Origin of the sequence: Paenibacillus solani, from assembly GCF_050475945.1 — a bacterium.
Classification (GTDB): domain Bacteria; phylum Bacillota; class Bacilli; order Paenibacillales; family Paenibacillaceae; genus Paenibacillus_AQ; species Paenibacillus_AQ solani_A.
Window position 1 is genome coordinate 94,272 of sequence record NZ_JBCMXJ010000007.1, and the last position, 25,705, is coordinate 119,976.

Here is a 25,705-nt window from a genome sequence, read left to right on the forward strand (position 1 = left end):
TATAACTAGGTAAAGATCCGGAAGTGCAGCAATGGCAAACCGTCTTTCGCTCCGCCAACAACATGGCCTCCTGTTCACGGAATGGACAGGAGGTTAACTTTTGCCGTGGAACTTCATGTAACTTAAAATTTTGCTTGCACCTTACGTTACGTCATCTTTTATATTGAAAATACCGGTAGACAACAAATGAAGGAGTTGTTATGAAACGATACTGGAAGGTAGGAGACATCGCCAAACTGACGGGATTGACCGTACGGACTCTGCGATTTTACGATCAAATCGAATTGTTTTCACCGTCCGGTCAGACGGAGTCCGGTCACAGGCTATACGATGAATCCGACCTAGTGCGCCTACAGCAGCTTCTGTCGCTAAAGGAACTTGGCTTATCCCTTGATGAAATCAAGTCAGTTCTAGCCGGCGAGCAGATCAGTCCGCTTGAGATCGTCAATCTGCAAATGGCCAAGCTCAAGGAGCGAATCAAGCTTCAGCAAAAGCTCCTTGAACAACTCCAACATGTATCTAAGTTGATGCAAGGAACAGCGCCAATTACGGTTGAAGACTTTACTCAGCTCCTGCAAGCGATGAAAAAGAACGACGAGAAGCTAGTCATCGCGCGACAGATGAGCTGGGAACGGCATTTAGATGTTTTGGGCCATTTTCTTACCGAGGTAAATGAAGAAACGAAATTAAAGGAGGACAACTCATGACCGAACGTTTCGTCAAACACGCTACTTTTGTCGTCGAGCGGACCTATCCGGCTTCGCCTCATAAGGTATACCAGGCTTGGGCGGATCCCATTGCCAAATCAAAATGGTTTTCCAAGCCCGATATTTTTGAATTCCGTGTCGGAGGGCGCGAATACAGCAGAGGAGGCCCGCCGGAGGGACCGGTCTTCACTTTCGACGTCTTCTATCAAGAGATTGTGCCAGAGCAACGTATTGTTTATAGCTATACCTTAGATTCCGACGACATACGAATTTCTGTTTCCATCACAACGATCGAGCTCATCCCGACCGACGGAGGTACAAAGCTGATTTTCACCGAGCAAGGGGCCTTTTTCGATGGGTATGATACACCGGAAGTACGGGAGCACGGAACGAATGAAATGCTTAATGCACTTGGCAAAGCACTCTTGGAGGAGGAGCGGATATGAGAAAACTCGTATTGTTCATGCATGTCTCGCTTGACGGGTATGCGACGGATTCGAACGGAGGATTGGATTGGATTGGATTCCGTACAACGAGGAAATGGAGAAATATGCCGAGGAGGTCGTAGCCGAAGTCGGCTCTCCCGTTTACGGACGCACAACGTATCAGTTAATGGAGAGCTACTGGCCCACGATGCTGGACAATCCGAATGCGTCGAAGCATGATATGGATCATGCCAATTGGCTGCAGGATGTAAAGAAAATCGTCATTTCCGGCACGATGGACAAGGCGGAATGGAATAATACAATGCTGATCAAGGACAATATCGCAGAGGAAATCAAGGTACTCAAGGAACAGCCAGGCAAGAATCTGGTCATCTTTGGCAGCCCGGGTGCGGCGAAGACGCTGTTTCAGCTCGGCCTGATCGACGAATTCCTTCTGACGATTTGTCCGGTCATCTTGGGCGGCGGAAAATCGGTTTTTGACTGCGGCGTTGAGAAAACCAGGCTCAAATTGCTCTCCAACCGAACGCTCACGGCAGGCGTTATCGCGACCCGTTACGAGTTGGTAAAGTAGCTGCATCGCACAATCTGAACGGCCTCTCGCGATAAGGTGAGTCATAATAGGCAAACAGACCTCCCGAAAGAAAGGGCCATCCGCAAGGATGGCCCTAAAACTTGCCGTTACAGACAGCGCGGTGAACCGTACCATAAGCATTGATGGAAAATTATGTATTAAAATAGGCGAGAGAACTGTTCGGATAGCGGACACAGATACTGTATATGGTTATCCCCCTAGAGATGGATTCTAGGGGGATTTTTTTGTGATGGAATTGTTTTCTAAAACAGTATCATAATTTGACATGATTAGTGATTATGATAAACACATCAAATAGGAAAAGGCATTTGACCAAATCAAAAAAGGAGTGTTTATGATGGCAGCTTATACCCTTGAAGAAAAAGACAGTTTTATCGTGCTAGGTATTGGAACGGAGTTGAAGAGTGATTACAAGGATTATGCCGGCATGAACAGAGAGAAGGAAAGCTTTTGGCGGGAAGTGGAGCAGGATGGAAGGCTTGATGCTATAAAGGCTATAGCTGCGAACGACTACATTTTTGCAATAAACGAAGCAGTAAATCACAAGAGGATGTACTATGCAGGCGTCATGAAGAAGCATCGGTAACGGAAGAACACAGGTTGATCCAATTTCCTAAAGGGCCATACCTCGTCATTAAAGGAGAAGGGAAGACGGCTGATAAGTTGAGTAGTATGCTTACCGGCATTGCCTTTAGTCAAGTCTTGCCGGAAGCCGAAAATTTCGCCTATGTCGGCGGGCCAAATGCAACGGTTAAGATGGGGCAGCGAGACGGCTTCGTATATGGGGAAATGTGGATTCCGGTTGTTAAAAAATAAATTAGATTCAGAGGAGGAATGAAAATGAGTGCGACCATTGCTCATGAAAAAAACACGAAGGTAGAATCCCTCTCTATTGGACGGAAGGCCGCTTATTGGACCGTTACCATTATACTCGCATTCTCAATGGCATTAAGCGGAATCGGGCAGCTGATGCGATATGGGGGAAATGTCGATTTAGTGACCGATATTGGTTTCCCGTTATATGTCACGAACATTCTTGGAGCTTGGAAGTTGCTTGGAGTCATTGCGATTATAATGCCAGGTTTGCCCCGGCTTAAGGAATGGGCCTATAGCGGTATCTTTTTTCTCATGACGGGTGCGGCTTTATCTCATGCGTTTGCTAATGATTACGGCGATTACGGATTCCATATCATTCTTCCGCTTGTCTATGCTGCGCTGGGCATCGCTTCCTGGGCGTTGCGCCCGAAAAGCCGCAGACTCTAATGGACATAAAGAGATTAGAGGCGAGATGCAAATGCTCTATATCGTTGATTGAGCATCCCATTTCAACTGATATTTTCAGTAGGGAACGATGACCCTCGGAGACAAGAGTTTTCTGATGAATGAGGTTGATGAAATATCCAAATATGGATGAAATTGTGGGACGATTTATTTGAATCGTATAATTGCAACCGTATCTTCAGTGATTTGATAGAGTGGATCTTTTATAAGGGGAATAAACAATAATCTGTTGAATAAGTTAGTATTAATTTATATCCGGGTATAACAGATAACTACGCTTTAGAGTACTAGAATCTTTTTGAACAAATTAAAATAAAGGGGGAATATAATACCATGAATGCTCAACAGAAAATCTGATTGCAGCAATAAAGATATCACTACAAGATCCTGTTTAAGCTTCACTTTAAGTATGGCTCGTCTCAGGATAAGCCGCAGATAAATAAAATATATGGAGGTTTTAAGATGATTATTAAAAAGTTTTCTTTTAAAACCCTATCACTTATGGTGGTCTTTGCATTTATCATATCCACATTTTACGCGGCCTTGCCGGCAAGTGCAGCCGCTAGAGGAGCATGGACTCCTAATACTGCATATGCAGTAAATGATACGGTAACGTATAGCGGAAGCACTTATACCTGTCTTCAGGCACATACTTCCCTTGAAGGCTGGGAACCGTCCAATGTTCCTGCTTTATGGCAGAAAGGCGGTGGCGGTGGAACTACACCTCCAACCACGCCACCAGCAACAAACGGAGCGACATTCTATGCAGATATAAACTATGGTGGAAAAGCAGTAACACTCGGAGTAGGTAATTATACATTGTCCCAGTTGAACGCAGCTGGAATTCCGAATGACTGGATGTCCTCTCTTAAGGTTCCTAGCGGTTGGACGGTTGAAGTATATGAGAACGATAATTTTGGAGGAACAAAGTGGACCTATACCTCGGATTCCTCCTGGGTCGGCAATGCGGTCAACGATAAAATGTCATCGGTTAAGATTTATACGGGCTCACCATCTCCTGGCGTAACAAAGCCTGGCGAGGTGCCGAGTCATATATGGACCTATGTCATGAATGCGGACAATGCCTACGGCAAAGGCGGGGATTTTGCTTTATTGCTAAGTGCGGTTATCAAAAAGGAAAGCAGTTTTGGAGCAGGTTTACCAGGTAGTCCATCGGCCGGCGACGGATTGATGCAGGTAGAACCAAACACACGTAATGCTTATTTATCTCAATTCAACTCAAAATTTGGCCATACCTATAATCATAACAGTGAACAAGATCAGGTATATTTAGGCGCGTTGATTTTAAATGAAAAGATTGTTAAATTCGGCAACATATATAACGGCTTATTACACTATAACGGAGGAGATAACTGGTATCCGGGAGCTACAGATTCTTATGGCCGCCCTATTCTGGCAGATCAATATGCAGATGCAGTTTACGCAACATATAAGGGCTATGGAGGTAAGAATTAAGTCGAATAGGGAAGTTCTCTGGAAAGACGCTGAGCGGATCAGCGTCTTTTTGGTTTCAATAGATGAAGATGGTTACCCTGAAACGTTGGTTCAGCAAGATTACGATTATCCTTGTGGTTTTGGATCACTATATATTTTCTCTCTCATAGGGGCGACCGAGATACAACACCCTGTAGCAGGTCTTTGGCAATTCTCTTGATTTCGCTCTATAGATGTTACGATGAGCTTATTATAAGTAAATGACAAAAAAGGATGTCTCGATTTAGGAGACATCCTATTCATGTTAATCTTATTTTGTATAGTTATCGAAGTAACCTTGGATATAGACCATTGGTGTTCCTTTGTCCCCGCTACCGGACGTCAAATCAGATAATGATCCGATGAGATCTGTTAATCTGCGAGGTGTAGTACCTTGTGCTTCCATCGCACCAACCAGGTCTTCGTTTTTATTCTGGATGTATTCAGAAATTGCTTGTGTTAACTCTTCTCCACGAAGATGAGAGAAGTTGTTATCTGCCAAGTATTTTAATTTTACCTCGTTTGGAGTGCCGTTAAGACCTTGAGTGTAAGCAGGTGATACTACCGGGTCTGCAAGCTCCCAAATTTTACCGACTGGATCTTTGAATGCCCCATCGCCATAAACCATAACTTCAACAATCTTACCTGTTGCTTCTTTGATTTTTGCCTGAATCCCGTCAACGATGGGTTGACAGTTGTTCGGAAATAACTTCACACTGTCTTCCGTTGCTTTGTTTGATCCAAGTAGACCGTAAGCTTCATTAAAGCCGCTGCCATTGATTGATTCTGAAAGAATATCATCAAGTCCATATACTGTTTCAGCACCGCTATTTGTTAAAATGCGTTTGGTTCTGAAACGTGAGTGAATATCACAAGTTAATACAGACTTGGTATAGTCTAAAATGGTTTTTGGATTATTTGAGAAAATAACCTCGCAAGTTACACCCTCAGCCTGGATCAGAGATTTATAGTATTCGATGTAGTCCACACCTGTAAATGGATGCTCTTTATAACCGAAATGTTCACGGAACTGAGCTTCTGATAATACATCCGTCCATGGATTTATGCCTTTAACATCTAGTTCGTCGATGTCTACAAGGTGATTCCCCACTTCATCAGATGGATAGCTAAGCATTAAGACGATACGCTTTGCCCCTTTGGCAATTCCTCGTAAGCAGTTTGCAAACCGATTACGGCTAAGAATTGGGAAAATGACACCAACTGTTTCGTCACCGAATTTTGCCTTTATATCTGTTGCTATATCGTCAATGGACGCATAGTTTCCTTGTGCACGAGCGACAATGGATTCTGTTATGGTTACAATGTCACGATCCTCAATCGAAAACCCTTCACTTTTGGCTGCATTTAATACCGTATCAACAACGATTTGTTCGATATGATCTCCTTGGTTGATAATTGGACCGCGAAGCCCGCGTACTACTGTACCAACTGCTCTTGTCAAAATAATCGCTCCTCTAATCGAGTAGATTTATATAAAATTACCTATTAAAAGTTCAAACACCATAAGTTTACTATACCTTTATAAAGTGATATAAGTAAAATTAATATTTGTTATATCTGATATTAGTACAGGTTATATGATGGGGAAATTGGGACTTATACCGTAGAATCAACATTTACAAATGTACGCATTCCTAATACAAGAACTAGTGTTTGTATTTCTTCTTTTCTTTTGCTCAAATAATTTGTATGATGAATGGAAATGTGAATGAAAGAGGAGCCTTGCAAACATGATCCAATTAACAAACCGCCAGGCACGGCAATTTCTGTTGTTGAAGCATGGACTATTGGGCGAATATAAATTCAGCGGGAAGCAGGGTGTATTGGATTTTGCTCGGCAGGTCAGCTGTATTCAATACGACCCAATTGATGTATGTGGAAAAAACGCCGAATTGGTTCTGCAGTCGCGAATCAAGGATTTTACCAAGGGGATGCTCGCCGAGTTGCTATACGAGGATAGAAGCCTTGTCGATTATCCCGACAAGAATCTGGCCATTATCTCTGTTGAGGACTGGCCGTATTTTGAGCGATACAGGCAAGCAGCACGGGAGCATGCTGAACGATATCCCGAAATGGAAGCGTTGACAGCGCAAGTACGGAATCATATCCAAAACCACGGTGTAATAAGCTCGGATGATTTAAAATTGGATGGAGATTTCTCTTGGCAATCGGCCATCCACTGGAGCGGTGGAAACAATTCGTCTCGATCGGTGCTGGAACAGATGTATTCGACGGGTGAGTTGATTATCCATCATAAAAAAGGAACACGTAAATACTACGATTTAGCCAAGAAATACATACATCCAAATCTGCTGAATGCATCAGAGCCGCTGGAGGATGAGCTTGAGCATCATAAGTGGCGGGTACTGCGCCGGATCGGCGCTGTTGGCCTTCTATGGAATCGCGCATCCGATGCCTGGCTAAACATATGGGGATTGAAGGCGAAGCAGCGCAATGAGGTTTTCCACCAGTTGTTGGGCGAAGCTCGCATTGCTGCTATTGCCGTAGAGCAATTGAAGGAAACGATGTACTGCCGTGCGGAGGACTTACCGCTTATGGATGCGGTTCTACAAAATCCGGATCCGGAATTTCGCTGCGAGCTGATTGCCCCGCTGGACAATCTGATGTGGGACCGAAAGCTGATCAACGAATTGTTTGGCTTCGATTACACCTGGGAGATTTACACGCCTGCAATCAAACGGAAATTCGGCTATTATGTGCTGCCTTTATTATATGGAGAGAGCTTCATTGGACGGGCTGAAATCATCGTGGAACGAAAAACAGGAACGCTCGTTGTTAAAAACATCTGGTACGAGAAGGGTGTGCTGCAAACCATGAAATTGCGCACCGCCTTAAACCGTTGTCTCCAGAGGTTTGCTTTGTTCAACGGGTGCCAGAGTATCACGGCGGAGTCTATGAACGGATAAAGGGAAATAACATATGAAACGGAGCGGTTAGGAGAAATGGAGAACGAAAATGTGCTTCAACAAAATTTAGATGAAAAAAGTGAGTTTCAGCGGTTATTTCAAATGTACCTGCTATTCGAGGAGAATGTGGAACGGCCAAAGGCGGAAGTTGTTCGAAATGCGTTAGAAATCCGATGCGGGAAAACGGATACCGTGTCGCCAGACGACGTATTATCATCGTTTGCCGTAGAGGCTTATAAAGTAGCCTACCAGGAGGGAGAGCTGCCGGCTCAGGTCATGATGGCGGACGTTACTCCTTTTCAACCGGAAATGATTACCGACCTGGAGCGCACCCAGTTTTGGACGATGCCGGATGCGGAGGATGTTCTGCAGGAATGCCGTTATAAGCTGCTGATCAGTGACTTCATGGCGGCAGGACTGGATTATAAATCACGCAGCGCTTTATTGGCGGATTGGCTGGAGGCTGCCGTAAGCCTGTTCCCGACCTGCAAAGCGATCTGGATTCCATCGAGCGGAAAACTGCTGTATCCGGCTGAAATTACGGACAACCCGTATGAAGGAGCCGCGAGGTTCTTGCAGTTCGGCATGAATATCCGCTATTTTAACATTCATGGGACCGAAGACAGCTTAATCGATTCGCTCGGTCTCTATGCGCTTGGACTTCCGGATGTCCAGTATCATTTTCATACCTTGGATCCGAACGACGTGTCACGACATGCATTTAATGTCGCAGCCTACTTGTTTGAAGCGGAGGTGCCAGTGAGCGACGGCGAGACGATCGCCGGCTTGCTGAACGGGGAGATGGCGCCGGACGTGTATTGGCCTTGCAGATATGAAATGGCACTGATCCAGCCTTCCAGAGAAGTGATGGACGTCTGTCCGGGCGAATATGCGGCAGGAGAACGAGAATAAAGATAGGGGAGCAAACGGTATGCTTAAACGGGTATTAGGAAAAGAGGAAGACATCATTCGAGCGTTCGCAAGAGAGCTTGTTGACTCCATCGCAGATGGAAGGTATGAAAAAATTGCTCAGCAAGTTGATGATATGCAGGATTGGAACGTTGAGCTATTAGAAGAGGTGATCGAGAGTTTTAAGGAAGATAATGAGTTGGAACAGATCGATAGGTTTGATGTGGAGTGTACCTTTAGGCCTGTTTATAAAGATGGCAGTGTTTATCAACAGGAATCTTTCTACCACTTTAACGATGGAAGCGGCATTTCCTACGAGTATGCACTGACGACGGATGGCGAACCCAATGATCTGACTTTGAGTGTTGAGTTTCACTTTGAGGGTGAATATTTGAAAGTCATTTTTGAGAGTGGAATTACCGTACTTTAATGACTTCGTATTTTAGGTAATAACTCTTATATGTCGGCATATTCCAGATTGTTTTGTGTGACACTAACCGAAACATGAAGGATAGGGGTCGATGAAGTGATGAACGAATATCAACCGGGACAGATTGTGTATGTAATCATTCGTAACCCGCATGTTCAGGGAGTCGCGAATGTTCAGGAAGCTGCTGTAGTGAATGATCCGAATTCACCGGGAAATGTTGCGCTGTTCATATATGAGACGTATTATCCATTGAACGATGAGGTCGCGGTGTACCCGACGGCGAGTGAAGCTGAACACGCCTATAGTGAGGCATTCGGTATATCCGACATGGAGACATATTATGGTTAAGCCATTTGTACCTCAACTTGTCTATGTAGAGCCAAAAGCAATGGATTATCCGCTCGGCCAAGAATTAGTATCCAAGTTTGAGAAAATGGGCATCGAAATTCGCGAGACAACCTCACATAACCAAATCCGAAACCTGCCTGGAGACAACGACTTTCAAAAATACAGAATAGCCAAGTCCACTTTAGTTGTCGGGGTTAGGAAAACCCTAAAGTTCGATACTTCAAAGCCTTCGGCAGAGTTTGCTATTCCGTTTGCTACAGGGTGCATGGGCCATTGTCATTATTGTTACTTACAAACGACGATGGGAAGTAAGCCGTACATTCGGACTTATGTCAATATTGACGATATCTTTGAAGCTGCGGACCAATATATGAAAGAAAGAGCCCCTGAGATTACAAGGTTTGAAGCATCATGTACATCAGATATAGCTGGTATTGATCACTTAACCCATACGCTCAAGAAGGCTATTGAGTACTTCGGTAAGTCTGAGCTGGGGAAACTACGCTTCGTAACGAAGTTTGCTCATATTGATCATTTACTGGATGCCAAGCATAATGGGCGGACTCGCTTTCGATTTAGTATGAATGACGATTATATTATTAAAAATTTCGAACCGGGTACATCCAGGCAAGCAGAGAGGATCGAAGCTGCCAGTAAAGTTGGGGAGGCCGGATATCCATTAGGCTTCATTATTGCGCCCATCTATTTGCATGACGGATGGAAAGAGGGCTATAAGGATATGTTCGAGAAATTAGAATCCGCACTTCCTCATTCTGCCACTAAAGATTTGACCTTCGAGCTGATTCAGCATCGCTTTACTAAACCAGCCAAGAATGTCATTGAGAAGAACTATCCGATGACGAAGCTGGAGCTTGATGAAACGAAGAGGAAGTGGAAGTGGGGGCGGTATGGGATTGGAAAATACGTGTACACAGATCAAGAGCAGGAGGATATAAAAGATACGCTAGGCAGGTATATTCACACTTATTTTCCTAGTGCAAAAATTGAATATTTTACGTAATGAGATTGTAGTGAGAGGAACGAATAAGACACACCCAAGAAGAGAGGCACCCGATGGGGTGCCTTTTGGCTTCATTCGAACGTCGTCAAACGCGGGCAAGCTTCAAAAGCCAAGAGGAATTGCGGTCCAGTGTACGGGTATTTCGCGCGCTGTTGATAACAGAGATGTTTAGAAAGATACGAACTGTGTCTCCGGTCCGGTTGTTGAAAAGTACTTTGTTTGGTTTAAGTTCGCCGGAGCCGCCACGAACAGTGAACGTTCCGGTTGAGGGCAATGCCTCCACCTTGAAGATGAATGCATCATTGGACAACAGGAAATTCAAACTTTTTAACACGAGCTTTTTCCTGTTAGGTACGTCAATCACAATGGTTTGCACATCAACTCTTTTTCCGGGTAATAATTTAATCGGCTGATTCCCGCCAATAATTCCGTTTAGTTGAAGCATATCAACACCTCCAGATCGAATATACGACAGTATATTTCACAACCAATTGGAAGGGAATGGATGATTGTCCGAATTCATATCGCCAATTTGATGCTAGGAGGCAATCTACTAGCGGTTGTCTCTGATTTATCGCAGGGAATCCGGCTGCGATATGCCGGATTTCACGATGTGCCCAAACCTAGCCACGGGAACAGAATATTATAAGAATCAACAATACTTAAACAGGGGGTGGTATTTCTTTGAGCAATAAAAGCATTCATGGCTGTCCTGCCCCTCAGAACATCACGCTGGCTCAGCGCTTGCAACCAATTGTAGGTCAGACAGTAACGGTATTCCAACCTGGCTTTCCGCAGCTGACAAGAACAACAGGAAAGCTCTCCAATGTGACCTCGTCCTCGTTTACAGTGGGATCTACGGTAGTCAATACCCAAACCTCCTTCTTTAATCAGTTCACTGGAGTCGTTTGCGAACACGAAGAAGAGGAATAGGAACTGCGAACGACCCACAAGTAGTGCGCATGAAGATCGAGCGCCCTCTTACGGGTCGTTTTCATTTGCATCAAGTGTGTGCACATGCTTGTGAAACATCCAACACACATTCGTTGTGCGATGCCGGCAACAACTTGCCGTTGCAGATTCAATCTCAAACGGGGCTCAGCTTGCATTAGACTGCTGAGCCCCGTCTGAATTGAACGCTTTTGGGTTGGTATCCTTATTTTTAAAGCTGAATGGAGCTAATCAGTTCATTCAATTCGGACTGTAATTGCAGATGGATTTTCCCTACGATCGAAAAATCTGTGGCTGCAACGTAGTAGGCCTTAATTTGAGAATCGATGGCTTCTGCTTCCGCCAGATAAGAGGTGGCGTCTTTCATTTTTGCCGAATAGCGTGCTTTGATACCGGCTATTTCGGCCGCATAGGCTTCATCTGTCCCAGGGGCTATAGTCCGTGTATACATATCTAGAATCTCATCCTCGTCCCGATCTGGAAAGTATTCATGCGGAGCGGTACTGTCGAAGATAGCTGTTCGAAGCTTCGGGAATATCAACATATCCAAGCTGTTCGGATCAAAGCCGCAGTGAAATACTTGCACTTCGATTCCAAGTGAAGCTGCTAAAGATCACTATTCGGAAGGGTGAGGGGTGTTGGTACCAGAACAAGGAAAAGGCCCAGTCTACCTTATCGGTGGATAGGGCTGCGACAATCAGACATTGCCGTAGTGTCTCGTCAAAGCCTTTGGCCTTATTGAACTCCTCTTGAAAGCTAGCAATCGGGTTCGTGTCCTAATCATAATCCAGATGACTCTAGTGAACACGGTCATTATTTATATATCAGCACCTGAGATGTAAAATAACGGTCGGCATTGAACTCGCTTAATCCAAGCTCTTTTTAAATCGCATTGAGGCAACCGTCAGCATCACAATCGTAAATCCGCATAATATTACCACGTCGGTCCATAAATGCTCTAACCCAATTCCCTTCACCATAATCCCGCGGGTAATATTAATGAAATAAGTGAGCGGGATGATATCACTAACTAGATTAATAAGCAGAGGCATTGACTCTCTCGGAAAAATAAAACCTGACAACAGCACACTAGGCAGCAGAATGAGAGACGTATAGTTCATAGCCTGTGCCTGCGTTTTTGCAATAGTTGATATAAGGATACCAATGGCAAGCGTACATAGTAAAAACAAGAACCCTAACGATAACAACAGTAGGACGCTTCCTGCAATGGTAACATCGAATAATATCAAGCAGACTGCCAAGGAGAACAGGAATCCGATATATCCGATCACAATATAAGGAACAAGCTTACCGAGAATCATTTCCAAAGATTTAATCGGTGTCACGATTAACTGTTCAATTGTTCCCCGTTCACGCTCTCGAACCAGTGCGAAAGCTGATAACATAATCGTAATATTTTGTACGATTAGAGCGACTAGACCCGGTATACTAAACACCGAGCCCTTCATGGAAGGGTTATACCACACACTAGACTCCATTGATAAATTCCCACTACCCACTGTAGAAGGATCTAAAAGTTGGAGCTGCTCCTGCCCCTTGTTCATAGTATACATGCGCCATATTTGCTCCCCTGTGCTTAATGCTGTCCTAGCAATGGTCGGGTCTGTCCCATCCACAATTAGTTCCACGGTCGATGGTTCGCCGGCATAAATGTCTGAATCATAATTAGGCGGGATGACGATGCCTGCTTTCACCTTCCCACTATCAATCAACTGAGAGATACCATCCTTGCTAAGTACATCATCCTTCAGCACGAAAAAGTCGGACACGACAAATTTATGAATTAATTCTCGACTCATTTCTGTTTTATTCTGATCGAACACAGCCAACGGAATCTGATCTACCTCAGTCTGCACAGAATACCCGAATAGTACAATCCAAACAATCGGAATCACGATTGGAACCTTAATACTAACTGGATCTCGAATAATTTGAAAAAATTCCTTCTTAACAATTGCCCAAAACCTTCCAAAACTAAAGATACCCATATCTCATCGCAACCTTTTCTTATGAGTGCAAGAATTTCATTTCATGGAATGAAGTTCTCACCTTCTCATTGGTCATTGTCTCAACATACCGTATGAAAATATCTTCAAGTCCCTTTACATTTTCTGATTCAATCAAGTCGTTAGGCGGAATTACATCGCAAATGATCTTCCCGTTGTAAATAAATCCAACAAGATCACAGCTCTCGGCCTCATCCATGTAATGGGTCGTAATGAGAAAGGAGATGCCTTGTCTAGCAAGCTCATGGATAATAGCCCAGAACTGCCTTCTGGAAACAGGGTCAACACCAGCGGTAGGCTCATCAAGAATTAGCAGCTTAGGTTTATGAATCAGTGCACAACCCAAGGCCAAGCGCTGCTTCCAGCCGCCTGATAACGTTCCTGCAATCTTCTTTTCTTTGCCTGCCAAATTAGCCATCATGAGCAATTCCTTCTTCCGCTGTTCTCTAACCTCTTTACTAATCCCATAAATTTCAGCGTAGAAGTTCAAGTTTTTCTCTACACTCAAATCCTCATACAGACTGAATTTTTGCGACATATAGCCGATCTCCTGGCGAATCGATTCCCTCTCTTTTATGGCGTTCTTGCCTAATACCTTAATGTCTCCTGAGGACGGGGTCAGTACACCACACAACATCCGGATCGTAGTTGATTTCCCTGAGCCGTTAGGCCCGAGAAATCCGAAAATTTTGCCTTTAGGAATGGCGAAACTGATGTTATCCACTGCGGTAAAGTCGCCAAATCTTTTCGTTAAATCCTTCGCCTCTATAGCAAATTCCATGGATACAACTCCTTTACGCGCTATGCTATGGACTACTTCGTATCAATCACGGTCTCCAACGTCATTCCTGCCTTCAGTTGATCCAACGGCTCTAAAATCTGCAGTTTGATCTGATAAACAGTATTTTCTTTGGCATCTTGTTTCTCAATATTTTTGGGAGTGAATTCCGCTTCATCCGATATAAAAACAACCTTTCCCTTCAGGGTTTGGTTCGGAAGCCCCGGGGATGATAGTACAAGAACTTCATTCAGTTCCACCTTATTCAGGTACTTCTGTGGGATATATAGGCATACTTCCTGATCTTGATCCAACGTAATTGTAGACAATACTGCACCTGCCCCAATCACGTCTCCAACTTCTGCATAGGATTGATAATACAGACCATTCATTTTGGAGGTAATCGTATACTTTGATAACCTAAGTTTAGCCTCTTTTACCTGCGCTTGCGCTACATCGAGTTCTGCTTGAATTTGATTGATGTCAGTGTCTGAATAGGCATCGTTATCCTTTGCACCTGCTAATTTCTCCTTCTTTCCGCGAACGACCGCTTGATATTGCTCCAGTTGCGACCTCATTTCTAAAGAATCCAATACAAACAATCGATCCCCAGTATTTACCAGTTCTCCTTCTTTCTTTAATACCTCTGTAATAACACCCGGCACTTCGCTGCGGATAACGTGTTTGTTCACTTCCATTGTTCCGCTCAGAGTAATTTGACTTTCGTTCGTACAACCACTAAGCGCTAGCAGCACTACAAATCCAGCAATTAGCATCAGTACTGTATGTCTAATGCCAGCTCGGGATTTCTCATTGTTCATCCCTGTCATGGACTTGAATCCTCCTCATTATTGTTACTTTGAATAATTTCAACGGTACCCATTAATCCGTCTATACGTACCCTCTGACCATTTCGTAATCGCGATGTAGCTTCCTTGATTCCAACAACAGCAGGAAGGCCATACTCTCTAGCAATGATAGAGCCGTGCGTCATCATTCCGCCTACTTCCATCACTAGCCCCCCAGCTACTAGGAACAATGGAGTCCAAGCAGGGTCTGTTGCTGAACATACGAGAATTTCACCAGGCGCCAGTTTGTCTTTATACGGATCATGTATAACACATACCGTGCCTTCATAAGTGCCCGGGGACACGGGGTTTCCTCTTATCACCGACCCTGACTGCTTCTCATGATCTATATTAGTCACGTAGTCATCATAGTAAGTAGTACCATCACTTAATAGAACACGCGGTACTTTATTCCTCTTGCTCTCATGAATATAAGTTGTCTTCCGGTGCTCAATTAATTCCTGCCATCTGACAGAATCGGAATCTCCCCTAGATGGTATCGCTTCAGATTCTATTAACTCCTTAACTTCATTTAAATGCAGGAAAAAGATATCTTCTTTACTACTTAAAATTTGGTTGCGTTGCAGCTCCTCTCCAAGGTCCAGTAACGCATGACGAACGAATTGAAAAATACGGATGATCGTAAATTTAGGTGTCTCCCTAATGCCAGCTAGCATGCGCACTTTTCTTGCCAATATCTGTGACGAAGTGGATTTCACAAATCCCAAGGGACTTCTGTTATAGCTCATTCTAAGCTTTTGAATCGCTTGTTCAGCCGATTGAATGCCTTGCTCGTATCTAGCAAGCGGGGACGACAGCTGTGATCCTGCTTCCAAATAGCTCTTAATCACTTGTATAATATGCTCTGGGTCTTCTTCCCAACGTCTGCGTCCAATATCTATTTCTGACAAACCTCTCATGCCATATAAGGACATAAAATGGGATATAGATGTGTGGGCAACATCCGGAAGTGAACCGGTTCGATAACGCTGACATAACTCCTGGGTAGAACACTGTTTAAAGCATTCATTACTGTCAGAATCACTGCTAATCTGCACAGCAACATTCCATAAATTCAAGTCCATCTCTGAAGTAATGTTAAAGGGCAAGCTGCGAGTCAGATCTAACGTATATTGGAACCCATCAGGCAGCTGGTCGGTAAGTTGGATCAAAAAATGAAGAGGAATATGCCCTGACAATGTGCCTGGTAACAAGAACTGAAGCAACAGGTTGGCCGTATCCTGGAAGGTGTGGTTAATATCTTGAAGTCTTGTTTTGTTGTTGCTGCTTGCCATAAGTCGGGACTTGATACTATCAATTTCTATGTCAATACGACGCTGCAAACGTTCGTGCGCAGAGGAGGAGTTGGCTACGTTGTAGAGCGCACGGAGCCATACAGGCAGGATTTTACGTGCTAGCTTAACCTTAGCTCGTAAATGGAGCGGTTTCTTTGCAGCAAGTCTTGGGTCATTCATAATCTTGGTTAGTATTGATAAAATCACTGGGTCAAGAGAAGACATAATGGTTGAGAGTGCCCTTCGTCCGACTGCATTTTGCATTAAAGGGGTAATGTTTACATATAGTCGCTGTGCAGCCTCGTGAAAGGCGTCCTGACCCTTCTGCTCTACAGATAAACCTAGCTTCAAAGCAATTTGGGTAACCATCTGAGAGAGAACACTCTGTCCCATTGGGGTAAGTGGATCCAATACACCTTGCCACGATGCGAACGAGAACCATATTCGCAATGAATCCGTCGATCCCTCAATATCGCTATCCCCAATTCGACGAGGTAGAGGATACAAGGAGGTGATCGGTCTAGTTTGAAGTAGAAACAAACGATTTTGCTCATCGATCGCCCACTCAATATCCTGTGGAGTGCCAAAGCTTGTTTGTACAAGTCGCCCTAACTGCGCTAGCTCCATAATGTGTTCATCATTGATGGCCTGCTGCTGCTCGGCGTCATTTAGCTTAACTTGGTGAGTTCCCCCATGACTCAAGCTTTGCATTATAGCCGATTTCACTCCAAGTTGCTTTGATGCAATCCGTGATTCCGCAAGATCCACCACATAATGGTCCGGCTCTACCCCTCCGGATACAAGAAGTTCACCTAGACCCATCGTTGCATCAATTACAATTTCGTTTCTGCGTCCTGTTACCGGGTTAGCGGTAAACATAACACCTGAAGCCTTACTATTCACCATCCGCTGGACCACTACTGCCAAGGAAATATTATTCTGATCGATATGATTTCTTATTCGATACAATATTGCCCTTGCCGTCCACAAACTGCTCCAACACTTAACAACATGCTCAATTACCTGCTGAGAGCCAACAATATTTAGGTAGGTATCCTGCTGGCCAGCAAACGAAAGATCCGCCAGATCTTCAGCAGTGGCAGAGGACCTGATAGCTACAGGAACATTGTTATTTTCATTGTCGTTGTTATGTTCATACAAGTGATGGTAAGCCTGGGTAATTTCCAGCAACATATTCTGAGACAGTTCAGACTCTTCGAACAACTCCCTAATCCGTTCAGAAGCTTTCTCAGCCGTGGCAAGATCCGCAGGTAGAACAGATCCCAATTGTGCTGCAATATGCTCTCCCAGCTGATTGTGCTGCACGAATTCTAAATAAGCTTTGGTAGTAATACAGAAACCGCTTGGCACAGGGAGCTGGCATTGGACAAGTGTACCTAGATTAATCGTTTTTCCGCCAACTAACTGTAATTCATGAGAATGAATAGCATTCAATTGCTTAACATACTTCAAATTACCAGCTCCAATCATGGCAATAAACTATAGATTTGCTGTATGATTCACAATCCCATTGAAGTAAATGTCAATCATAGATTGAATTGACACATGGATAGAATCTTGGTTCTTTGCCGAGATGGACAGTGACCCATGTGCACCTTGTATCAAATTAAGCAACACGGATGCAGCCAGTTCAGGCGGAATAGGCCGAAAGATTCCGCTCGCCACCCCTTGTTCAATAGATTCTGATAATAGTGATATATATCTTGTGTAGTAAGGTACGAGAAGAACTTTAATCTCAATCCACAACAGTGGCAGTTCTCGTCTTACAATTTGAAACACAGCTGCCACTTTATCGAGAAAATCAATCGTTTTCTCCAAGGCAGCAATTAGTCTAGAGCGAGAATCCTCAATTTCATATAAATCGCTAATCAAACTATTAAACCCGTCGATACTCTGTTCTATTAGTTTAGAAACAATCGCTTCCTTATCCTGAAAATGGTGGTAAATAGTTGCCTTTCCAATCCCTGATTGTTCTGCAATCAGCCTTACAGAGGTGCCCGCATAACCTCGCTCTTGAAACAAACGGCTGGCTGTTCTCAGTATGTCATCGTAGGAAGAGTTGGCCACTTCAATTATAAGCCCCCTATAATTTATATTCCGGAACGTCCGGTCGGTCTGGTTATATAATACCTTATTTTACTTGATTGTCAAATAAAGGTTTAAAACCATAAAATATTAAATTATTGTAAAAATATATTGTTTGATTGGTAAATGTGTAGTATATTGTATGTATTTGATAACATATCCATTTTTATCAAGTGTTGTATTAAATACATATTGTGGGATGGTGGTTTCGTGTCTAGAAAGGTTAAAATTTTGGGGACAGGCAAATACTTGCCAAGACGCATGGTCCATTCTAGTGAACTCGACAAGAAGTTAGGATTAAAAGAAGGCTGGTCAGAGAAGAAATCGGGAGTATCTTATCGGCATTATGTAGACACCGAGACAGCTTCAGAAATGGGAGCCAATGCTGCAAGACAGGCTATTGAAGAGGCTGGCTTGTCCATTCACGATATCGACTGTATTATCTCAGCAAGCGGAACTTATGAACAACCGATTCCATGTACGGCTACACTTATTAAAATCCAACTCGATCTTGTAAATACCAACATCCCCTGCTTCGACATTAACTCTACCTGCCTCAGCTTCGTCACTGGATTAGACACAGTTTCCTACCTTATTGAAGCCAACAAATTTAATAGAGTATTAATCGTATCAAGCGAGATAGCTTCTCCTGGGCTGAATTGGGATCAAAAGGAGAGCTGTATTCTGTTTGGGGATGGCGCTGCTGCGGTGGTGGTGGGTAGAAGTGAAGCTGATGAGGCCTCTGAGATTGTTGCTTCTTTAACTGAAACTTATGTGGAAGGAGCACATTATACCGAAATACGCGGCGGCGGTACAAGTCTTCCAGCCACCTCATATTGTGCAGACAATCATAATGAGTATTTGTTCGATATGAATGGAAAAGCGGTATTTAAGCTGTCATCCAAAGTAATTGGGGGCTTCATGAAAAAACTTTTTGAACAAGTACCGTTCAAAGCAAGTGACGTGCGCATGGTCATTCCACATCAGGCAAGCGGTCTGGCGATGCGCATTATGCGTCAGAAGCTCGGATATACTGAAGATCAGTTCATGAATATTATTGCTACACATGGGAACGTAATTTCTGCATCGATTCCGATGGCGTTGCATGATTGCATCAAACAGGGTAGAATCGCTCGCGGCGAGGAACTAATGCTCATCGGTACATCCGCCGGCCTATCTCTTGGAGCTGTTTTACTTGTATATTAATCCATAAGCTAATATGCTGTTTACTGATCGAATAGAATTTATATTTTCTGTTCAAAAAAATGTGGTCTTCTCTGCAAATTGTGGGAATGAATGAGATTTATTAGGGCACTGAACATGATAAGGCATTGCAAGGCACCCAACTCGGGTGCCTTTTGATTTCACGCTATAGATGTTAAGGTGAACCGTATCGTAAGTAATGTCGTATCCTTATTTTGAAAGCTGAATGGAGCTAATCAGTTCATTCAATTCGGACTGTAATTGCAGATGGATTTTCTCTACGATTGAAAAATCTGTTGCTGCGACATAGTAAGCCTTAATTTGAGAATCGATGACTTCTGCTTCCGCCAGATAAGAGGTGGCGTCTTTCATTTTTGCCGAATAGCGTGCTTTGATACCGGCTATTTCGGCCGCATAGGCTTCATCTGTCCCAGGGGCTATAGTCCGTGTATACATATCTAGAATCTCATCCTCGTCCCGATCTGGAAAGTATTCATGCGGAGCGGTACTGTCGAAGATAGCTGTTTGAAGCTTCGGGAATATCAACATATCCAAGCTGTTCGGATCAAAGCCGCAGTGAAATACTTGCACTTCGATTCCTTTCTCTTCGGCAGCAGAGGCAAGCTTTTTCAGCAGAGTCGATTTGCCAGATCCCGCCCTTCCTTTGAGGAAAATCCGTCTTCCCAGTTGAGCGGTTAAGCTTTGAATAAAATCGAATGCCCCCTTTGGAGTCGCAGCTCCGAAAAATAAGTGACGCGAAACAGTTGGGGTATCGCTTTCATGACCGGCGTATAGTTCTTGAATCAGATCCTGCGCAATCTGGTCGGCCTTCGAGAAATCCATATTTTCGATATAATATTTCTCCCACTCGTCATGAATCCGTAATGCAGCCGCGAACGTTTCATACGCATTTGAATAGGCGCTCTCAAGCTCGCCTCTAAAATCTTCTATCGTTGTGAAGTGTTCCGGTAAGATACGGCTGTTATCAAATGCTTCCCCGAAATCGACAAAGACGATTTCACCAGCCTCGCTATCCGAAATTCCCTTACAGACTCGCCCGTCGACAATACCAATCTTTAATTCCGTTAAAATGATGCCATCCAGCTCGTCGGGACGGAGAGGGGAGTGGAAGTATTGCACGTGTAAGCCTTTATCCTGCAGGCTATCCGCCAAGCTTTGAATAACCGTCGATTTCCCCGTACCTTGGGGCCCCTTAAGGACAAATATCTTGTTTAGCCCAATAAATGCGGATGTATACAAGAAATGAGCTCCATGCGCCGTGTTGCCGTGGGCAAAATAATGAGATGATTTTACTACCAACTTGAAACACTCCTTTGTGCCGATTCCGATTCGCAAACTCCACAGAATAAGCATGATTGGGATAAGTGCCTATTCATCTGTATATTCCGCATTGTAAAAAGTGTTCCAGTAAATAGGCAGAAATACCGAAGTAACGGATTATCTAAAAATATCGCGCTGCCCTACAGGAAAATACTATAACACTACCCACTTATTCACTATAATAGAGTAAACTAAGTCTAGTTCTATTCATGACATTGAACGTCATTTTTTAATTTGTACCTCCTCGTTTCTCCAAGTGAGGAAAGCTGCTTAATAAGAATACAATTGAGAAAATAGGTGATAGTGAAATGTGGCTGGAGGAGTTAAACGGAGAATTGGGCAAGTTGAAATATGATGAAAATTACATCATCAAAATTTGTGAAAAAATACGAGGAACTGAGTCTAAGGTTGCAATCGAAGCCTATGAGGTAGCAACTAAATTTGTAATCGAACATAATATGCTAACCTGTGCTTATCCATGGATTCTTTATAATAAAGGCTGGCTATACTTTGATTCTACAGACTTTGAAGCTGCTACTACTCTTTATGAAGGCGCTTACCACATTTTCAAAGAAAATAACAATATAGATGGCCAATTGGCGACTAGCGCTGCTCTGGTAAGTGGTTATTCGGTACAACAGAAACTCTCCAAAGCCATTGAGCATGGTATGGAGGGTATAGAGCTAGCAGAACAGGTGGGTAACTATGAGCGACTAACTCAAATCAAAGGGAACCTCGCAGCCCTGTATATGGAGATCGATGAGTATGTAAAGGCTAAAGAGCTGTTAGATCAGATCGAAAACACACCTCGTATTTATACTAATGCTTTTAAAGTGGTTTGTTACACGAATCAAGCGGAGTGCTGCAACCATTTGGGAAATCCGGATCAGGCGATCGTGTATATAACGAAGGCTCTTGAGTTAGCGGAAGAATATACACCCAAAATGGTGCCCAATGTGTTAAAAGAAATGGCTCATATTTACGCGACTAGAGGGTGCTATCATAAAGCAGAAGAATACTTCGTCAAGAGCGTAGAATTGGCGAAAGCAGCAGGCGCACAATTGTATCTCCAAGATGCACTATTGTACTGGACAGAGCTGGATTTGGTACAAGGTCGATATAAAGAGACTGTCGATAAGCTGCGGCAAGTAGAAGAAGGGATAGAAAAAGCCAAATCGATAAGGAATTTAAATAAAGTGTATTTGAATATGAGCAAGGGTTATAAAGGACTCGGTGATTATGAACAAGCCTATGACTATTTAGAAAAACATATGGAATTGGAAAAACAGATGCAGGCGATTCGCAGTGCTGAGAGCATGGAATTGTTGAATCGAAAAAGAGAAGAGGAAGAGGGAAAAATCTACAAGTTTCTCTACAATCAAACGGAAGCATTGAATGGCGTGGGTCACACCATCCTGTCTAACCTGGACAAGGAAGGTATCTTTAATATTGTTGCCAAAGAAATACAAGGCTTGATCCAGGCGGATATTATCCAAATTGGCATCTATAACGAGGAGGAAGGAATTCTCTATAATGAGCTGTCTATCGAAAAGGGACAACGCTTGGTCATAGGACCCAGATCTATATTTGACGATAGCTTTTGGGCATATAGTGTTAAGCACAAGCAGGATATCCTTGTAATGGACATCGAAAAGGAATATAGCCGTTATTTTGATAATTTTAAAGAATACCTGGAGAAGATAAGGAAGAAAAAGGAGTATGTAGTAGAGACCATACCTTATTCTCTTATATTTGTGCCTATTATTATGAAAGATAAGGTAATCGGGGTGATAAGTACCCAGGCATATAAGAAAGATTCGTTTAACTTAAAAGACTTGAGTACATTAAAGACGCTATCTAATTTTCTAGGGATTGGGTTAGAGAATGCCAGACTATATATGGAAGTTGAATATGCATCCAAGTATGATGTGTTAACCAAAGTCTTTAATCGAAAAGAGCTATTTAAACAAACAACTCAAATGTACGAGCAACTTAAAGAAAGCAAGAACGCTGATAGGGCGCTATGTATTCTGATGATTGATGTGGATGATTTTAAGAGAATAAATGATGTCTACGGTCACCAGGAAGGAGATAAGGTACTAGAGCGCGTTGCGGATCTGATTCAAGCTAGTATAGGAGAAGAGGACAGGGTAGGCAGATATGGCGGGGAAGAGTTCATGGTGGCAATTCCCGATGGGACCGTAGAGCAATGTATTCAAAAAGCAGAGATGATCCGCAAAAATGTTGAGAAGGCAGTTATAACATCAGCTCTTGGGATAAGCATTCCTATCACCGTGAGTATAGGGGGAGCTACCCTGAATACAAGGGAATATACCTTAGAGCAAATGATTAATTGTGCGGATAAAGAATTATTCATAGCTAAAAACTCAGGAAAGAATAAAGTATTTATACATCATCAGAAAGAAGATGTGAGCGATAGGGCACTCTGATTAGAGTGCCCTTTATTCATTTGAGAGAGTTTCCACAAGGTTTTCCATTTTCATAGTATGATTAGGTTGTTGAGAAAAGATGGAATACGTTGAAAGGTGAGAGAGAATGAACGAATTGCAGAGGGAAGCCCTGGAAGAGATGAGAACGGCCATTCATAAATGGTTTGACGAGCAGGAGAATCGAACGAACGTAGAGGAAGTGGTCCTTCGTACCACGCTGCAAGCAGGCATCTTTGACTTTATCATGCTCGATTATCGGCCGGGCAGGACTAGCGTTGACAGTTCGAGATCTATGGGAAGCGCAGCAGGCAAAAGGTCGATGAAAGTTTCACCCTTTACTCGGGAACAGATAGTGCATGAGGTTCAGCCACTGCTGGTGGAAATCATAAGGGAGAGGCTGAACAAGGTTGAAGCATCGCCGTTGATCAACTACCGTTTTACCTTCCAAGGGAGCTTCGCGACGACAGACGGGCTTGTGGAATTAACGGTACTGGATACAGTATATGAAGAGAAAAGGCAGCAGCTTCTGGAGCGGATTCAGTCCTATATCGAGAACAAACTGGAGAAGGGATCTTACCCCACAAAGCCGCTGGAAACTTTCTTTTTGGCACGTCATCTGCTGGATCCGAATTTGTTTCCTGAACCGGAAGCCGCAAAGACGATCGCTTTATTTGACCGAGTTCAGGAGTTGAATAAGGGACGGGTCGAGGCTCTTGCAGAACATCGAAGAGATATCATTAGAGCTTTGACTAGTTGGACCGAGGATGTATTTCTACCCTGTTACTTTGAGGTCACCCGTTCCGAATACAGGACCAATGAGTATGTGATCAAGCCGGATGCTGTTCTTGAGAATAAGGATGAGCCCAATCAGCCTATTGACCTTCTGTTGTATGGCGCGGTTATGATTATTCGTTATGAGCCGAACTACAGCAAATCTAGGGGACAGACTTTTTTAGAGCTGGCGGAGCAGCTTGGCAGCGGTAAAGCTGCACGTATGATGAAGGAGGGTAGCGACAGCTTCTCGACCGACGAAGTTCAACTGCGCAATGAGTTGGTTGAATGTAAGGCTAACGATGTTTTTTCCCTCTTCACCATCGTTATTCACAGGGAAGAAGCTGGAGCGTATGAAGGGGCGATATCGTTTATTCTCTCCCTGCTTCGAAAGGGCTTCCCGAAGAGCTATAAAATCAAGTTAAAATCCAAGGTAAGAGAGTATCTGCCCATCAAGGGGCTAGCCAAATCGGACACACACCGTTTGTTTGCGAATGCTCTGGCTTATTCTGAGCTGCATCCGTTATTAGAGGAATATGCTCGTGAGGCGATGGTAGAGTTTGAATGGTATGAAGATACAGAGGACGAAAAAAGCGTCATGCCGGGCAGTTATGCTGTGTTCGGGCTGGGACTTTCATCCGAGTCGTATTTTCCGCTTGTAGAAGCTTATATGGACCTTGTGGATGATGAGCATCAGCTGATGCATGATAAGTTCACAGCTGTTTTTGCCGAAACCTATGGCATAACGGAGCGCTCGATGCCCACTTTGATCGCCTGTTTGCTGCGCTCCCATGATTCGTTAAAGCTGAAGATACAGCCTGAGCTGGAAAGCGAAGACAAGCTGTCGATATTTGTACAACAAATAGAGACTCTATCGGATGACGAGGCCGAGCGAGTACTATACCCGATCTGGGGTAAGCTTGAGAAGCTGGCTACATTGGCTCGCAAGGCACAGGGAACGCGCAAGGAGCTGCTGCTTCGTCTGTTAAAGGCAGCGGGGGTAGAGTGATGGTGGCTGGGTGAAAGTGGTATTTGATTAAATATGCTTTTGTGGGATTACGCGTAGTTAAAGCAATGAGAAGATCTTGATAATTACAAATGCTAAAAGAAAGCGGGAGAAGAAGATGTACATCAGCAAATGGTGGGGAGAATTAATTGGCGGTTCCGATGACTCGCTGGCATTAATAGACTATTTGGAACAATTGGAATCAACGAATGTGACGCTCAATCAGATTTTAGAGAACTTAGGCTTCGATGTCCTGCTTTCTAAGGGGGATCTGGAAAACGGAGGAAGTATTGGGTTTGATATAAAAAATGCTAACGGTACGTTTCGAGCAGAGATTGATGTTGCCTGTTCAGCTCTAATTGATCTTTCGGCCATTGTGTTGGAGTCTTACAAATCAGGCTATGTTGATTTACATGATTTAGATGAGGCTAGGCAGCCATGCAAGCTTTATATAGATTCATCCCAAGAAAAAAGGAACCTGCTTCGGGATGAATTATACAAGTTTTCCCGTAATCCGCTGGCTTACGAATTAGCCGAGCTTGTTCCAGCTGATGATATGAGAGAGCTTGCGGAAAAGGCAAAAATGATCGCAGATGAGCTGGTATAAAACACCATAAGAAAGCCTTTCGTACAAACAGAGAGAGCAACACGCAGTGGCAGTCACTCGTGTTGCTCTCTTTTCTAAGCACTAGGCTTGTTAACGACGGGAATTCAAACCCCCATTTCGTATTTGCAGATGCCACGTTTATTCAG

Annotated in this window: 25 protein-coding genes and 1 pseudogene; 17 read left to right on the forward strand and 9 right to left on the reverse strand. The window is 43.7% G+C overall.

Annotated features, from left to right (window positions below; all coding sequences use genetic code 11):
• The first annotated feature begins 200 nt into the window (after positions 1-200).
• The 7 genes and pseudogenes from ABEQ74_RS08650 (at position 201) to ABEQ74_RS08680 (ending at position 4,502) form a co-directional block, all read left to right on the forward strand.
• A complete protein-coding gene (locus ABEQ74_RS08650) occupies positions 201-707 on the forward strand; it encodes a MerR family transcriptional regulator (protein WP_430121473.1) in 507 nt (168 codons plus the stop codon).
• Positions 704-1,153: an SRPBCC family protein gene (locus ABEQ74_RS08655; protein ID WP_430121475.1), complete on the forward strand. Its 450-nt coding sequence runs from the start codon at positions 704-706 to the stop codon at positions 1,151-1,153. The genes ABEQ74_RS08650 and ABEQ74_RS08655 overlap by 4 nt, the downstream gene beginning before the upstream one ends.
• On the forward strand, positions 1,150-1,275 hold the full coding sequence (locus ABEQ74_RS08660) for a hypothetical protein (protein WP_430121477.1): 126 nt from the start codon (positions 1,150-1,152) through the stop codon (positions 1,273-1,275). The genes ABEQ74_RS08655 and ABEQ74_RS08660 overlap by 4 nt, the downstream gene beginning before the upstream one ends.
• Positions 1,221-1,724, forward strand: a complete 504-nt coding sequence (locus ABEQ74_RS08665; protein WP_430121479.1) for a dihydrofolate reductase family protein — start codon at positions 1,221-1,223, stop codon at positions 1,722-1,724. The genes ABEQ74_RS08660 and ABEQ74_RS08665 overlap by 55 nt, the downstream gene beginning before the upstream one ends.
• Positions 1,725-2,082: 358 nt before the next feature.
• Positions 2,083-2,561 (forward strand): annotated as a pseudogene (locus ABEQ74_RS08670) (GyrI-like domain-containing protein).
• A gap of 24 nt (positions 2,562-2,585) precedes the next feature.
• A complete protein-coding gene (locus tag ABEQ74_RS08675) occupies positions 2,586-3,008 on the forward strand; it encodes a DoxX family protein (protein WP_430121481.1) in 423 nt (140 codons plus the stop codon).
• Between the two features lie 480 nt (positions 3,009-3,488).
• A complete protein-coding gene (locus ABEQ74_RS08680; RefSeq protein ID WP_430121483.1) occupies positions 3,489-4,502 on the forward strand; it encodes a carbohydrate-binding protein in 1,014 nt (337 codons plus the stop codon).
• Between the two features lie 289 nt (positions 4,503-4,791).
• Here ABEQ74_RS08680 and ABEQ74_RS08685 read toward each other — a convergent pair whose 3' ends face one another.
• Complete coding sequence (locus tag ABEQ74_RS08685) at positions 4,792-5,982, reverse strand: coenzyme F420-0:L-glutamate ligase (protein ID WP_430121485.1); 1,191 nt, start codon at positions 5,980-5,982, stop codon at positions 4,792-4,794.
• 289 nt (positions 5,983-6,271) lie between these two features.
• Between ABEQ74_RS08685 and ABEQ74_RS08690 the strand changes: the two genes are divergently transcribed.
• The 5 genes from ABEQ74_RS08690 (at position 6,272) to splB (ending at position 10,176) form a co-directional block, all read left to right on the forward strand.
• The gene (locus ABEQ74_RS08690; protein ID WP_430121487.1) at positions 6,272-7,468 is read left to right on the forward strand and encodes a winged helix-turn-helix domain-containing protein; all 1,197 of its coding nucleotides are present in this window, start codon (positions 6,272-6,274) and stop codon (positions 7,466-7,468) included.
• A 51-nt stretch (positions 7,469-7,519) separates the two neighbouring features.
• Positions 7,520-8,380, forward strand: coding sequence for a DUF4261 domain-containing protein (locus ABEQ74_RS08695; protein WP_430121489.1), 861 nt, complete (start codon positions 7,520-7,522; stop codon positions 8,378-8,380).
• Positions 8,381-8,399: 19 nt separating this feature from the next.
• Positions 8,400-8,807 carry a DUF7668 domain-containing protein gene (locus tag ABEQ74_RS08700; protein WP_430121491.1) on the forward strand — a complete coding sequence of 136 codons (408 nt, stop codon included), beginning with the start codon at positions 8,400-8,402 and terminating at the stop codon, positions 8,805-8,807.
• 99 nt (positions 8,808-8,906) lie between these two features.
• On the forward strand, positions 8,907-9,155 hold the full coding sequence (locus tag ABEQ74_RS08705) for a transcriptional regulator SplA domain-containing protein (protein WP_430121493.1): 249 nt from the start codon (positions 8,907-8,909) through the stop codon (positions 9,153-9,155).
• A complete protein-coding gene (gene splB, locus ABEQ74_RS08710) occupies positions 9,148-10,176 on the forward strand; it encodes a spore photoproduct lyase (RefSeq protein ID WP_430121495.1) in 1,029 nt (342 codons plus the stop codon). The genes ABEQ74_RS08705 and splB overlap by 8 nt, the downstream gene beginning before the upstream one ends.
• Before the next feature lie 85 nt (positions 10,177-10,261).
• On the opposite strand, the gene ABEQ74_RS08715 is transcribed toward splB, so the two are convergent.
• Positions 10,262-10,621 (reverse strand): hypothetical protein, encoded by a 360-nt coding sequence (locus ABEQ74_RS08715; protein ID WP_430121497.1) that lies wholly within the window; start codon positions 10,619-10,621, stop codon positions 10,262-10,264.
• 239 nt (positions 10,622-10,860) lie between these two features.
• On the opposite strand from ABEQ74_RS08715, the gene ABEQ74_RS08720 reads away from it, so the two are divergent.
• The gene (locus ABEQ74_RS08720) at positions 10,861-11,109 is read left to right on the forward strand and encodes a hypothetical protein (RefSeq protein WP_430121499.1); all 249 of its coding nucleotides are present in this window, start codon (positions 10,861-10,863) and stop codon (positions 11,107-11,109) included.
• A gap of 229 nt (positions 11,110-11,338) precedes the next feature.
• On the opposite strand, the gene ABEQ74_RS08725 is transcribed toward ABEQ74_RS08720, so the two are convergent.
• The 6 genes from ABEQ74_RS08725 to ABEQ74_RS08750 all read right to left on the reverse strand — a co-directional run bounded on the left by ABEQ74_RS08725 (position 11,339) and on the right by ABEQ74_RS08750 (position 18,163).
• Positions 11,339-11,713 carry a hypothetical protein gene (locus ABEQ74_RS08725; protein ID WP_430121501.1) on the reverse strand — a complete coding sequence of 125 codons (375 nt, stop codon included), beginning with the start codon at positions 11,711-11,713 and terminating at the stop codon, positions 11,339-11,341.
• Positions 11,714-11,993: 280 nt separating this feature from the next.
• Entirely contained in the window at positions 11,994-13,136 is a 1,143-nt protein-coding gene (locus ABEQ74_RS08730) for an ABC transporter permease (protein WP_430121503.1), read from the reverse strand.
• A gap of 19 nt (positions 13,137-13,155) precedes the next feature.
• Positions 13,156-13,935, reverse strand: a complete 780-nt coding sequence (locus ABEQ74_RS08735) for an ABC transporter ATP-binding protein (RefSeq protein WP_430121505.1) — start codon at positions 13,933-13,935, stop codon at positions 13,156-13,158.
• 32 nt (positions 13,936-13,967) lie between these two features.
• Complete coding sequence (locus ABEQ74_RS08740; RefSeq protein WP_430121507.1) at positions 13,968-14,762, reverse strand: HlyD family secretion protein; 795 nt, start codon at positions 14,760-14,762, stop codon at positions 13,968-13,970.
• Positions 14,759-17,548 (reverse strand): PEP/pyruvate-binding domain-containing protein, encoded by a 2,790-nt coding sequence (locus ABEQ74_RS08745; protein WP_430121509.1) that lies wholly within the window; start codon positions 17,546-17,548, stop codon positions 14,759-14,761. The genes ABEQ74_RS08740 and ABEQ74_RS08745 overlap by 4 nt, the downstream gene beginning before the upstream one ends.
• A 27-nt stretch (positions 17,549-17,575) precedes the next feature.
• Positions 17,576-18,163 carry a TetR/AcrR family transcriptional regulator gene (locus tag ABEQ74_RS08750; protein ID WP_430121511.1) on the reverse strand — a complete coding sequence of 196 codons (588 nt, stop codon included), beginning with the start codon at positions 18,161-18,163 and terminating at the stop codon, positions 17,576-17,578.
• A 228-nt stretch (positions 18,164-18,391) separates the two neighbouring features.
• Between ABEQ74_RS08750 and ABEQ74_RS08755 the strand changes: the two genes are divergently transcribed.
• Positions 18,392-19,387 carry a beta-ketoacyl-ACP synthase III gene (locus ABEQ74_RS08755; RefSeq protein ID WP_430121513.1) on the forward strand — a complete coding sequence of 332 codons (996 nt, stop codon included), beginning with the start codon at positions 18,392-18,394 and terminating at the stop codon, positions 19,385-19,387.
• 207 nt (positions 19,388-19,594) lie between these two features.
• Here the strand turns inward: ABEQ74_RS08755 and ABEQ74_RS08760 are convergent, their stop codons facing one another.
• Positions 19,595-20,704, reverse strand: a complete 1,110-nt coding sequence (locus ABEQ74_RS08760; protein WP_430121515.1) for a PRK06851 family protein — start codon at positions 20,702-20,704, stop codon at positions 19,595-19,597.
• 329 nt (positions 20,705-21,033) lie between these two features.
• Between ABEQ74_RS08760 and ABEQ74_RS08765 the strand changes: the two genes are divergently transcribed.
• The 3 genes from ABEQ74_RS08765 to ABEQ74_RS08775 all read left to right on the forward strand — a co-directional run bounded on the left by ABEQ74_RS08765 (position 21,034) and on the right by ABEQ74_RS08775 (position 25,559).
• Positions 21,034-23,175, forward strand: coding sequence for a sensor domain-containing diguanylate cyclase (locus tag ABEQ74_RS08765; protein WP_430121517.1), 2,142 nt, complete (start codon positions 21,034-21,036; stop codon positions 23,173-23,175).
• Positions 23,176-23,281: 106 nt separating this feature from the next.
• Entirely contained in the window at positions 23,282-24,955 is a 1,674-nt protein-coding gene (locus ABEQ74_RS08770) for a DUF6138 family protein (RefSeq protein ID WP_430121519.1), read from the forward strand.
• A gap of 115 nt (positions 24,956-25,070) precedes the next feature.
• Positions 25,071-25,559, forward strand: coding sequence for an imm68 putative immunity domain-containing protein (locus ABEQ74_RS08775; protein ID WP_430121521.1), 489 nt, complete (start codon positions 25,071-25,073; stop codon positions 25,557-25,559).
• Positions 25,560-25,705: the final 146 nt, after the last annotated feature.

Coding starts and splice junctions, on each gene's coding strand:
- ABEQ74_RS08715 (WP_430121497.1), bottom strand. CDS start 10,621: ATGCTTCAACTAAACGGAATTATTGGCGGGAATCAGCCGATTAAATTA.
- splB (WP_430121495.1), top strand. CDS start 9,148: ATGGTTAAGCCATTTGTACCTCAACTTGTCTATGTAGAGCCAAAAGCA.
- ABEQ74_RS08690 (WP_430121487.1), top strand. CDS start 6,272: ATGATCCAATTAACAAACCGCCAGGCACGGCAATTTCTGTTGTTGAAG.
- ABEQ74_RS08705 (WP_430121493.1), top strand. CDS start 8,907: ATGAACGAATATCAACCGGGACAGATTGTGTATGTAATCATTCGTAAC.
- ABEQ74_RS08650 (WP_430121473.1), top strand. CDS start 201: ATGAAACGATACTGGAAGGTAGGAGACATCGCCAAACTGACGGGATTG.
- ABEQ74_RS08740 (WP_430121507.1), bottom strand. CDS start 14,762: ATGACAGGGATGAACAATGAGAAATCCCGAGCTGGCATTAGACATACA.
- ABEQ74_RS08700 (WP_430121491.1), top strand. CDS start 8,400: ATGCTTAAACGGGTATTAGGAAAAGAGGAAGACATCATTCGAGCGTTC.
- ABEQ74_RS08735 (WP_430121505.1), bottom strand. CDS start 13,935: ATGGAATTTGCTATAGAGGCGAAGGATTTAACGAAAAGATTTGGCGAC.
- ABEQ74_RS08770 (WP_430121519.1), top strand. CDS start 23,282: ATGAACGAATTGCAGAGGGAAGCCCTGGAAGAGATGAGAACGGCCATT.
- ABEQ74_RS08655 (WP_430121475.1), top strand. CDS start 704: ATGACCGAACGTTTCGTCAAACACGCTACTTTTGTCGTCGAGCGGACC.
- ABEQ74_RS08775 (WP_430121521.1), top strand. CDS start 25,071: ATGTACATCAGCAAATGGTGGGGAGAATTAATTGGCGGTTCCGATGAC.
- ABEQ74_RS08680 (WP_430121483.1), top strand. CDS start 3,489: ATGATTATTAAAAAGTTTTCTTTTAAAACCCTATCACTTATGGTGGTC.
- ABEQ74_RS08730 (WP_430121503.1), bottom strand. CDS start 13,136: ATGGGTATCTTTAGTTTTGGAAGGTTTTGGGCAATTGTTAAGAAGGAA.
- ABEQ74_RS08765 (WP_430121517.1), top strand. CDS start 21,034: ATGTGGCTGGAGGAGTTAAACGGAGAATTGGGCAAGTTGAAATATGAT.
- ABEQ74_RS08675 (WP_430121481.1), top strand. CDS start 2,586: ATGAGTGCGACCATTGCTCATGAAAAAAACACGAAGGTAGAATCCCTC.
- ABEQ74_RS08660 (WP_430121477.1), top strand. CDS start 1,150: ATGAGAAAACTCGTATTGTTCATGCATGTCTCGCTTGACGGGTATGCG.